A 9,815-nucleotide genomic window follows, 5' to 3' on the forward strand; every position below is an offset into this window, starting at 1 on the left:
AATGTGAACCCGGCGTAAGCCGACAACTTCGATGGAATCGAAGCCCCGATCTGTCGGGGCTTTTTTGTTTGCAAACTTGCCTTAACCACACCGCCCTGGCCGCGCCTATCGCATCATGAAATTTGTTGACGAAGCTTATATTGACATTGCCGCTGGCGATGGCGGGAGCGGCTGCGTCTCGTTCAGCCACGAGAAATACAAAGAGTTTGGCGGACCCAACGGTGGTGATGGTGGCCGCGGCGGTCACGTCTATGCGGTCGCGGACCTCAACCTGAACACCCTGGTCGACTTCCGGTTTTCACGCCGTCATGAAGCCCGCAATGGCGGACACGGCATGGGCTCTGACATGTTCGGCGCCAAGGGCGACGACATCATCCTGAAAATGCCGGTCGGCACCATCCTGACTGATGCTGAAACCGGCGAGGTTCTTTTTGAATTGCTGGTGCCCGGCGAGCAAATCCTGATCGCCAAAGGAGGTGATGGCGGGTTTGGCAATCTGCGCTTCAAAAGCTCGACCAACCGCGCACCGCGCAGCAAGACACCAGGCTGGCCCGGCGATCGCAAAAGCCTGAAGCTTGAGCTCAAGGTACTGGCTGATGTCGGCCTGCTGGGCATGCCCAACGCTGGCAAATCCACCTTTATCTCGGCGGTTTCCAACGCCCGGCCGCGCATTGCCGACTATCCCTTCACGACCTTGCACCCCAACCTGGGCGTGGTCCGGGTCGGCCCTGAACAAAGCTTTGTGGTGGCTGATTTGCCGGGTCTGATTGAAGGCGCTTCCGAAGGTGCGGGCCTGGGACATCTGTTTTTGCGGCACCTGCAACGCACTCGCCTGTTGCTCCATATTGTTGATCTGGCACCGTTTGACGAAAACGTCGATCCGGTCGCGCAGGCCAAGGCCATCGTGGGCGAGCTGAAAAAATACGACGAGGCTCTTTACAAAAAGCCGCGCTGGCTGGTGCTCAACAAGCTGGACATGGTCGACGCTGACAAGCGCGCCGCCGTAGTCAAGGATTTTGTCAAACGCTTCAAGTTCAAGGGCCCGGTCTTTGAAATTTCGGCACTCACGCGCGAAGGCTGCGAGCACCTGGTCAAGGCGATTTACCAACATGTCAAACTCGTGCAAAAAAGCGAGCAACCGCCAGAGGAAGAAATTGATCCACGCTTTGCCGAGCTGCCATCGGAGTTGCCCGAGCCCCCTGTCGCCGGCTGATGCCGGGATCTCACCGGGATCGGTATTGCAATAATATTGATAGCTACTTGTGACCGTATTCATTGGACCAGAGCCATATATTGCTGAATATTCTCCCTAAAACAAAGTCTCCTATGCTGCGCAACGTGGTCTCGATGCCGCCGCTATCGGCCAGTGGTGCGAGCAGCTCGCCACTCTGGTCAAGGATGGCCGGGAAGTCATCATGGTCAGCAGCGGTGCCATCGCCGAAGGTATGAAACGCCTTGGCTGGGCCAGCCGCCCCAAGGCCATTCATGAGTTGCAGGCGGCCGCCGCTGTGGGTCAGATGGGCCTCGTTCAGGTCTACGAAACCAAACTTCGGGAAAACGGCATTGGCAGCGCGCAAGTCCTGCTGACGCACGCCGACCTGGCCGACCGCGAGCGTTACCTCAATGCCCGCTCCACCCTGCTGACCTTGCTGCAGCTGGGCGTGGTGCCGGTCATCAACGAGAACGACACCGTCGTCAATGACGAGATCAAGTTCGGCGACAACGACACCCTGGGCGCGCTGGTGGCCAACCTGGTCGAAGCCGACGCACTGATCATCCTGACCGACCAGAAGGGCCTGTACACCGCCGATCCGCGCAAGGACCCTGCCGCCCGATTCGTGCATGAAGCCAAAGCCGGCGATGCCAGTCTCGAAGCAATGGCGGGCGGCGCCGGTTCGAGCATCGGCAGGGGCGGCATGATCACCAAGATTCTGGCTGCGAAACGCGCCGCCGGTTCGGGCGCCTCGACGGTCATTGCCTGGGGCCGCGAGCCGCAAGCGCTGGTACGGCTGATTCGGGGTGAGGCTATCGGCACGCTGCTGGTGGCGCAGACCCAAAAAATGCAGGCGCGCAAGCAATGGATCGCCGATCACCTGCAGTTGCGAGGTTCAGTCACGGTAGACCCAGGAGCTGCCAGCAAGGTGCGCGATGAAGGCAAGAGCTTGCTGCCGATCGGCATGACGGCGGTGGAGGGTGATTTTGCGCGGGGTGACGTGATTGCCGTCAGGGACACCGAAGGTGTCGAAATCGCGCGCGGCCTGGCCAATTATTCCAGTTCCGAAGCCCGGTTGATCTGCCGAAAAGCGTCTTGGGAATTCGAAAAGCTGTTGGGTTACACGGGCGAGTCAGAAATGGTTCACCGCACCAACCTGGTCCTCAGCCGTTAACTTTCAACCGTCAGCCGTTAGCTTTGGCCTATGGCTATTTCGTGATCCTGAAATTCGGATTTTGGAGCCGGCTGACCAGCACTTCAACCGATTGCGGAACCGTCGCGTTGTCACAGCCACCGGCCTGCGCAAAACGCAATGCGTACCTGGACGGCATATTGCCAAACAGCGAGCGCCATTCAGGCTTGCTGAGCATTTTCCACTCGCCTTCCGGCGAGTAGCGCGCGTAGGTCTTGAACTCCCCGGTTGAGCAACGTATGGCCTCGTACATCACGTTCCTCGCGCCGCTGGAACTGCTCGCTACCATGACATAGCGGATCAGACCGTCGCTATCGGAAATGCGTAGGGATGCCGGATCAACGCCATAGACCAGTGAGGAGTTGGGCGACACCTCAAACGTCACCAGCTTGCCGACATCAAAAGCAGGTGGCGGTGGGACATCGGTTTCCTTCCAGTCCGGATCATCGGGAGCGAGTTGGGCCCAGGCAGCAGGCGTCAGGCCAAGCAAAAACCCCAGAAAGAACAGGGAGACTGACTTGAATTTCATGCTTTCTCGTTTGCTCCGTCGGACCCGAAACTGGTTTGCGGATCCGGCTCAAAAGTCCCGCCCGGAGGCAATTCAAACGACCCGCCCGGGCGCGCGATGTAGGTGGCGACAAGGCTGTCGGCCGGGCAGCCATTTGACACAGCCGCGTGGCTCGCCAACAGATCACGCTGATGCAGGCCGCTACGCAAATACCGGTTACGCAGATCGGGACGCGCGTCAAACCTGAACTCCGCCCGAGGCACGAAACGCGACAGTTCGGTGAGCGCCATTTCATAGACCCCACGCTTGAATTCCACCACGACGTCGAGCGGCACCCAGTACTCGTTCCAGCGCCATGCATCAAACTCCGGATGATTTGTTGCGCGCAGATTCAAATCCCAGTCGTGACCGACCAGTTGGAGCAAAAACCAGATTTGCTTCTGGCCTTTGTAATGTCCGCGCGCGTCGCGGCGGATGAACCGGTCCGGCACCTCATAGCGCAACCAGTCTCGGGTACGGGCAAGCACCTGAACGTGCTGCGGGTGCAATCCGACCTCTTCGTGCAACTCGCGGAACATGGCCTGCTCGGGGTTTTCGCCCCTGTCAATGCCACCCTGCGGGAACTGCCACGAGTGGGTACGGATGCGTTTGCCCCAAAATACCTGACTTCTCTGGTTGAGCAAGATGATGCCGACATTGGGCCGAAAACCGTCCCGGTCAAGCATAATCAAACCTCAAATTTTTTAAACTGAGTCCATTATGCACAGCGAAGGCGCCCCCGCCAAGCGCACAGCCGGACGACAGCCTCCAAACCCAGAAAAATAGCGCATGAAAGCCTCCCAGTTCTTCATTTCCACCCTCAAGGAAGCCCCGGCCGATGCAGAAATCGTCAGCCACCAGCTCATGACGCGCGCCGGTCTGATCAAGAAGCTGGGTGCCGGCATTTACAACTACATGCCCATGGGGCTGCGCGTGATCCGCAAGGTCGAAGCGATTGTGCGCGAGGAAATGAACCGCGCCGGTGCGATTGAAATGTCCATGCCCGTGATCCAGCCCGCCGAGCTCTGGCAGGAAACCGGTCGTTTTGAAAAGATGGGCCCCGAACTGCTGCGTATCAAGGACCGCCATGGCCGCGATTTTGTGGTTCAGCCGACCAGCGAAGAAGTCATTACCGACGTGATGCGCCAGGACATCCGCAGCTACAAGCAGCTGCCCAAAAATTTCTACCAGATTCAGACCAAGTTCCGCGATGAACGCCGCCCGCGTTTTGGACTGATGCGGGGGCGCGAGTTCATCATGAAAGACGCCTACAGTTTTGACCGCGACCAGGCCTCGGCCAAAGTCAGTTACCAGAACATGGCGCAGGCCTACCGCCGGATTTTCGACCGCTTTGGCCTGACTTACCGTGCGGTGGCCGCAGACAGCGGCGCGATCGGCGGTGATTTGAGCGAAGAATTTCAGGTAATTGCCGCCACCGGTGAAGACGCGATCGTCTACTGCCCCAGCAGCGACTACGCGGCAAACATGGAAAAAGCCGAAGCGCTGGCGCCTGCCGGACCGCGCAAGGCAGCAGTGCATGCGATGACCAAAACGCCAACCCCCGGCAAGGCCACCTGCGGCGATGTCGCTGAATTGCTCGGCATCCCGCTGCAAACCACCGTCAAGTCGCTGGTACTGGCCACTGACCAGACCAATGAAGCCGGTAAAATCATCAAGTCCCAGGTCTGGCTGCTGCTGCTGCGCGGCGATCACGACATGAACGAAGTCAAGGTTGGCAAGGTGCCCGGGCTGGATGCAAGCTTCCGCTTTGCCAGCCTGACCGAGATTGACGAGCACTTTGGCTGCGAGCCTGGTTACCTGGGTCCGCTGAACCTGAAAAAACCGGTAAAACTGCTGGTGGACTGCGAAGTGGCCAATCTGACCGACTGGGTTTGCGGTGCCAACCAAGCCAATTTTCACCTCCTGGGGGTCAATTGGGGCCGCGACCTGCCTGAACCGGATCTGGTGGCCGACATCCGCAACGTGGTCGCTGGCGACCCATCACCCGATGGCAAGGGCGTGCTCGCCATCGAGCGCGGCATTGAAGTCGGCCATGTGTTTTACCTCGGCACCAAATACAGCCAGGCCATGAACGCAACTTTTCTCGGCGAAAACGGCAAGCCGCAATTTATGGAGATGGGCTGCTATGGCATCGGCATCACCCGCCTGCCAGCAGCGGCGATCGAGCAAAATCATGACGAACGCGGCATCATCTGGCCCGACGCTATTGCCCCTTTCACAGTGGTGATCTGCCCGATCACGCCTGACCGTTTCCCCGATGTCAAGGCCGCGGCGGAACAGCTTTACAGCGAGTTGCTGAGTGCCGGTGTAGACGTCATCCTCGATGACCGCGGCGAGCGGCCCGGTGCGATGTTTGCCGACTGGGAGCTGATCGGCGTGCCGCATCGCGTCACTATCGGCGATCGCGGCCTGAAGGACGGGCATATTGAATACCAGCACCGTCGCGACACGGAGGCGAGCAAGGTGGATGCGGCCGGCGCGCTGGATTTCCTCAAGGGAAAACTGGCTCTGTGAAACCGGCATGCCTATTGCCCCCGTCCGGTGACCGTGCCAGTGCCAGTGCCCAGTCATAAGAATTCCGGCGATTCATCGCATGTTTCTAGAAGAATATGCCTTACGTCCTTGTCTTTCGGTTGTTTGCCGCTATTATTTTCGGAGCAGGCACAGGCCGGCGCGCAGGTTGAAGAGCCACTCATGGATTCGGTGCGCTCGGCGCTGAGCTCTGCCATCGCCAACCAGGCACCGCCGGTACCCGAATTCCGGGACACCGAAAGCAAACTCGTCTATCTGCGCTGGCTGAGCGCCATGAGCGACCGGCTGAAAAAGAAAAAACCGGAGTGGCAGATCCGCAAAGAGTTTTTGCAAACGGTCTGGTACGAAAGCAGGCGTGCCGGGGTGGATGTGACGCTAGTCATGGGCCTGATCCAGGTCGAGAGCAATTTCCGAAAGTTTGCTGTGAGCAGCGTTGGAGCGCGCGGCTACATGCAGGTGATGCCCTTCTGGACCCGCGTGATTGGTGATGGCGACGCTGGCAAGCTGTTTCACATGCAGACCAATTTGCGTTTTGGCTGCGTGATTCTTCGCCATTATCTGGACCGAGAGCGCGGCGACAACTTTTTGGGCCTCGGCCGCTACAACGGCAGTCGCGGCCGTGCGCCCTACCCCGAAGCGGTCTTTGCGGCGCGGCGCAACTGGCTGTTTGATGGCCACCTTGTCGGGTAACGCGGCTTTGGCAGCGCGCTGCCGGCAGTGCTTGCAGGATTTCAGCCGGAAGTAAACGCGGTATCGGCAAATGCTTCAGGCAAGCGTGACACCATGACCTGGTCGATGCGGTAGCTATCGACATCGAGCACCTCGAACTTGTAGCCGCCCCAGCTCACGCTGTCGGTGCGTCGAGGTATGCGGCGGAGCATCACCATCAGAAAACCGGCCAGGGTCTCGTACTCCCCGGCATGCGGCAAATGATCGAGGCCAAGCGCGCGCAACATATCTTCAATTGGCGTCACGCCATCAATCTGCCAGGAGTTCTCATCGCGCTTGACAATCAGATCCTCATCTAAGGGCGACACCAGATCGCCCATAACGGTGCTCATGACGTCTTTGAGCGTGACCACGCCCACCACCAGACTGTATTCGTTGAAGATGACCGCAAAGTCTCCGTGAACCTGGCGAAATTGCTCCAGCACTTCAGACAGCGTCAGCCGATCGGGCACGATCAGCACCTTGCGTACCAGGCTGTCGTCGGCCAGTGAAATCGGCTGGCTGTTGAGCACCCGCTGAAACAGGTCCTTGGCGTCCACGTAGCCGACCACATGGTCGATATCGCCCTCGCACACCGGATAGGTCGAAAACGGTTCGGCGGCAATCCGAAGGCGAATCACCGAATCCAGATCATCACGCAGAAAGAACGCAATGCGATCGCGCGGTGACATGGCGCTGCCTACCGTGCGGGTATCCAGTTCAAACACATTGGTGATCACCTGCTGCTCGCGCGCCGCCAGCACGCCGGCAACCGCGCCGGCCTCCATCATGGATAGGATGTCACCGGACGTAATACGGTCATCGCGCAGTGAGGACAGTCCAAACAGGCGAAACAGCGCGTCTGCCCAGCGGCTGTAAACCACGCAAGGGGACGCATCAGCGTCATGCACACCGCCATCGGTTGCGAAACGCGGATGGCGAGGAGTTCGGGTGTCGCCATGCCCAGACGTTTGGGAAACAGGTCCGCGAACAGAATGAACAGTGAGGTGACAATCAGGAACGAGCCGAGAAACCCCATCGTCTGAGCCGTGGGGGCCTCCAGCCAAAGTTCAAAAAAAGCTACGAAATGAGGGCTTAGTGCTCCTTCGCCGACGATACCGCCGAGAATGGCAACGACGTTCTGGCCGATTTGTACGACGGTGAATAGTCTCCCGGTTGTTCCTGCACGCGCAGCACGCGTTCCGCGCGGACGTCACCATCGTCAGCCACCTGACGCAAACGCAGGCGGCGCGAAGCCGCGAGGGAAATTTCCGAAACTGAAAAAAAGGCACTGGCCGCAATCAAGAGGCCAATGACGAAAAGACTTTGATACACGGTCATGGACAAAAGATTTGGTGCCCTTGAATGGGCGACACGCAGATTTCTGAGTGTAGCTGCGCGGCCTACCGCCAAACCGGCTTAGCCGTGCAGCAGCGCACCCAGGCCGGAGCTCCCGCGCTCCTGCGCAAACCACTGCAGCACCGGAATCGTGCCTGGCAGTATGGGCTGAACGGTTACAGGCAGGTTTTGCCAAGAAAATGACTGGCCTTCGTGCATCTGCAACTCGCCCGTCCAGTCAAACACCTTGCAAAAGTTGAGCCTGACCAGCGCATGCGGATAGTCGACCATTTCGACCTTCCACGGGTGGACGGTACCCGCGATGATGCCTATTTCTTCCCGGAGTTCACGACGCAGCGCCCGCTCGACGCTTTCGCCCTGCTCCAGTTTTCCGCCGGGAAATTCCCAATAACCCTGGTAAACCTTGCCGGTTGGGCGTGAGGTCAGCAAAAACCGGCCATCGGACTGGATCAACACACCCACAGCCACCTCCACCGCCTTGCGGTCTACACCGCCTGCGCGGGGCTCGGCAGCGTCTGCCATCAGCATCGGGCTCACTGGGGCGTGCCGGCCGGCCGCTGGCCGGCGTAGTCCCGTGCAAACTGATAGGCCACGCGGCCGCTGCGCGAGCCGCGCTCGAGCGCCCACACCAGCGAAGCCGGACGTGCCGCTGCGATGGCTTCGGAGGCCACCCCAAACGAGGACAGCCACTGGGCCACGATGGCAAGATATTCGTCCTGACTGAAAGGATAAAAACTCACCCACAGACCAAAGCGCTCCGACAGCGAAATTTTTTCTTCCACGACCTCACCGGGATGCACCTCGCCGTCTTCGGTGTGGGTGTAGGTGAGGTTCTCCATCATGTATTCTGGCAACAGGTGACGGCGGTTGCTGGTGGCGTAAATCAGCACATTCGGCGTGGCCGCGGCGATCGAACCATCCAGAATGGACTTGAGCGCCTTGTATCCGGGCTCGCCTTCTTCAAAGCTCAAGTCATCACAAAAGACGATAAATTTTTCTGGCAGGCCTGACACCACGTCGACGATATCGGGCAAATCGGTCAAATCCGCCTTGTCGACTTCAATCAGCCGCAAACCCACGGCCGCATATTCGTTCAGGCAGGCCTTGATGAGCGAGGATTTTCCGGTACCACGCGAGCCCGTTAACAACACATTGTTGGCGGGTTTACCGCTGACGAACTGCTCGGTGTTGCGCCTGATTTTTTCTTTCTGACCTTCAATTTCCTTCAAATCCGCCAGCCGCATGACGCCCAGTTGCCGGACCGGTTCCAGCGAGCCGTGACCTGAGCCGCGTTTGCGGTACCGGTAAGCAACGGAGGCATTCCAGTCCGGCGCCGATAGGGGTTTAGGCAAAACCAACTCGATCCGCGCCATCACGGCCTCAAGCCGTGTCATCAGACGTTCAAACTGCTCGTTCATGCTCTGCAACCTTGCGGCTTAACTGCGGTAGTCCGCATTGATCTTGACGTAGTCATAAGACAGGTCGCAGGTCCATACGGTGTCAGCCGCTTCGCCCCGGCCCAGCACCACCCGCACGGTAATTTCGCTTTGCTTCATCACGCGCTGGCCGTCAGCCTCAACGTAGTCTGCATGACGACCCCCGTTTTTGGCGACCAGCACATCATCAAGGTACAAATCGATTCGGGTCTGATCCAGATCGGCGATGCCGGCATAACCCACCGCTGCCAGAATACGGCCCAGATTGGGGTCGCTGGCAAAAAACGCCGTCTTGACCAAGGGTGAATGCGCAATCGCGTAAGCCACCTGCCGACATTCCTCACCGGTTTTTCCGCCTTCGACCCGTACGGTGATGAACTTGGTCGCGCCCTCGCCGTCCCGCACGATCGCTTGCGCCAGCTTTTGCGCAATCGCCATCATGGCGGCGCGCAAAGCCACGCCATCGGGGCTGTCGAGCGACGTCACCGGTACGTGTTTTGCCCGGTTTGTTGCCATCACCAAAAACGAATCGTTGGTGGAGGTATCGCCGTCGATGGTGATGCGATTGAAGGAGGCCTCAGCCAGCTCTCTGGCCAATTGCCCCATCAATTCCTGGGACACGCAGGCATCAGTCGCCAGAAAGCCCAGCATGGTCGCCATGTTGGGCCGGATCATACCCGCGCCTTTGCTGATGCCGGTGATGGTGACGGGCACACCGCCCAGCGTGAGCCGGGTGGAAAATGCCTTTGGCACCGTGTCGGTGGTCATGATGGCTTCAGCGGCGTTGGCCCAGTTGTCAGCCCTGGC

General features: G+C 59.1%; 8 protein-coding genes and 2 pseudogenes. 4 read left to right on the forward strand and 6 right to left on the reverse strand.

Annotated features, from left to right (window positions below; translation table 11 throughout):
• Positions 1-115: 115 nt before the first annotated feature.
• On the forward strand, positions 116-1,213 hold the full coding sequence (cgtA, locus tag HHJ19_RS15455) for an Obg family GTPase CgtA (RefSeq protein WP_296908762.1): 1,098 nt from the start codon (positions 116-118) through the stop codon (positions 1,211-1,213).
• 124 nt (positions 1,214-1,337) lie between these two features.
• A pseudogene (gene proB / locus HHJ19_RS15460) lies at positions 1,338-2,387 on the forward strand (glutamate 5-kinase); the annotation flags it as partial.
• 34 nt (positions 2,388-2,421) lie between these two features.
• Here proB and HHJ19_RS15465 read toward each other — a convergent pair.
• Both HHJ19_RS15465 and HHJ19_RS15470 read right to left on the reverse strand, forming a co-directional pair.
• The gene (locus HHJ19_RS15465; RefSeq protein WP_296908763.1) at positions 2,422-2,934 is read right to left on the reverse strand and encodes a CNP1-like family protein; all 513 of its coding nucleotides are present in this window, start codon (positions 2,932-2,934) and stop codon (positions 2,422-2,424) included.
• Positions 2,931-3,638: an RNA pyrophosphohydrolase gene (locus tag HHJ19_RS15470; protein ID WP_296908764.1), complete on the reverse strand. Its 708-nt coding sequence runs from the start codon at positions 3,636-3,638 to the stop codon at positions 2,931-2,933. Before HHJ19_RS15470 ends, HHJ19_RS15465 begins: the two co-directional genes overlap by 4 nt.
• 103 nt (positions 3,639-3,741) lie before the next feature.
• On the opposite strand from HHJ19_RS15470, the gene HHJ19_RS15475 reads away from it, so the two are divergent.
• On the forward strand, positions 3,742-5,487 hold the full coding sequence (locus tag HHJ19_RS15475) for a proline--tRNA ligase (protein WP_296908765.1): 1,746 nt from the start codon (positions 3,742-3,744) through the stop codon (positions 5,485-5,487).
• Positions 5,488-5,595: 108 nt separating this feature from the next.
• Entirely contained in the window at positions 5,596-6,195 is a 600-nt protein-coding gene (locus HHJ19_RS15480) for a lytic transglycosylase domain-containing protein (protein WP_296908766.1), read from the forward strand.
• Positions 6,196-6,236: 41 nt separating this feature from the next.
• Here HHJ19_RS15480 and HHJ19_RS15485 read toward each other — a convergent pair.
• The 4 genes and pseudogenes from HHJ19_RS15485 to argJ form a co-directional block, all read right to left on the reverse strand.
• A pseudogene (locus HHJ19_RS15485) lies at positions 6,237-7,554 on the reverse strand (hemolysin family protein).
• Between the two features lie 78 nt (positions 7,555-7,632).
• Complete coding sequence (locus HHJ19_RS15490) at positions 7,633-8,100, reverse strand: NUDIX domain-containing protein (protein WP_296908769.1); 468 nt, start codon at positions 8,098-8,100, stop codon at positions 7,633-7,635.
• Positions 8,101-8,105: 5 nt separating this feature from the next.
• Positions 8,106-8,990, reverse strand: coding sequence for an ATP-binding protein (locus HHJ19_RS15495; RefSeq protein ID WP_296908767.1), 885 nt, complete (start codon positions 8,988-8,990; stop codon positions 8,106-8,108).
• 18 nt (positions 8,991-9,008) lie between these two features.
• Positions 9,009-9,815 (reverse strand): bifunctional glutamate N-acetyltransferase/amino-acid acetyltransferase ArgJ (gene argJ, locus HHJ19_RS15500; RefSeq protein ID WP_296908768.1); only part of this gene is annotated, 807 nt, incomplete at its 5' end.

Source organism: Polaromonas sp. (genome assembly GCF_012927415.1).
GTDB lineage: Bacteria > Pseudomonadota > Gammaproteobacteria > Burkholderiales > Burkholderiaceae_C > Polaromonas.

Excerpts from the sequence above, each read along its gene's own strand:
- cgtA (WP_296908762.1), top strand. The coding sequence starts at position 116 with ATGAAATTTGTTGACGAAGCTTATATTGACATTGCCGCTGGCGATGGC.
- HHJ19_RS15465 (WP_296908763.1), bottom strand. The coding sequence starts at position 2,934 with ATGAAATTCAAGTCAGTCTCCCTGTTCTTTCTGGGGTTTTTGCTTGGC.
- HHJ19_RS15470 (WP_296908764.1), bottom strand. The coding sequence starts at position 3,638 with ATGCTTGACCGGGACGGTTTTCGGCCCAATGTCGGCATCATCTTGCTC.
- HHJ19_RS15475 (WP_296908765.1), top strand. The coding sequence starts at position 3,742 with ATGAAAGCCTCCCAGTTCTTCATTTCCACCCTCAAGGAAGCCCCGGCC.
- HHJ19_RS15490 (WP_296908769.1), bottom strand. The coding sequence starts at position 8,100 with ATGCTGATGGCAGACGCTGCCGAGCCCCGCGCAGGCGGTGTAGACCGC.
- HHJ19_RS15495 (WP_296908767.1), bottom strand. The coding sequence starts at position 8,990 with ATGAACGAGCAGTTTGAACGTCTGATGACACGGCTTGAGGCCGTGATG.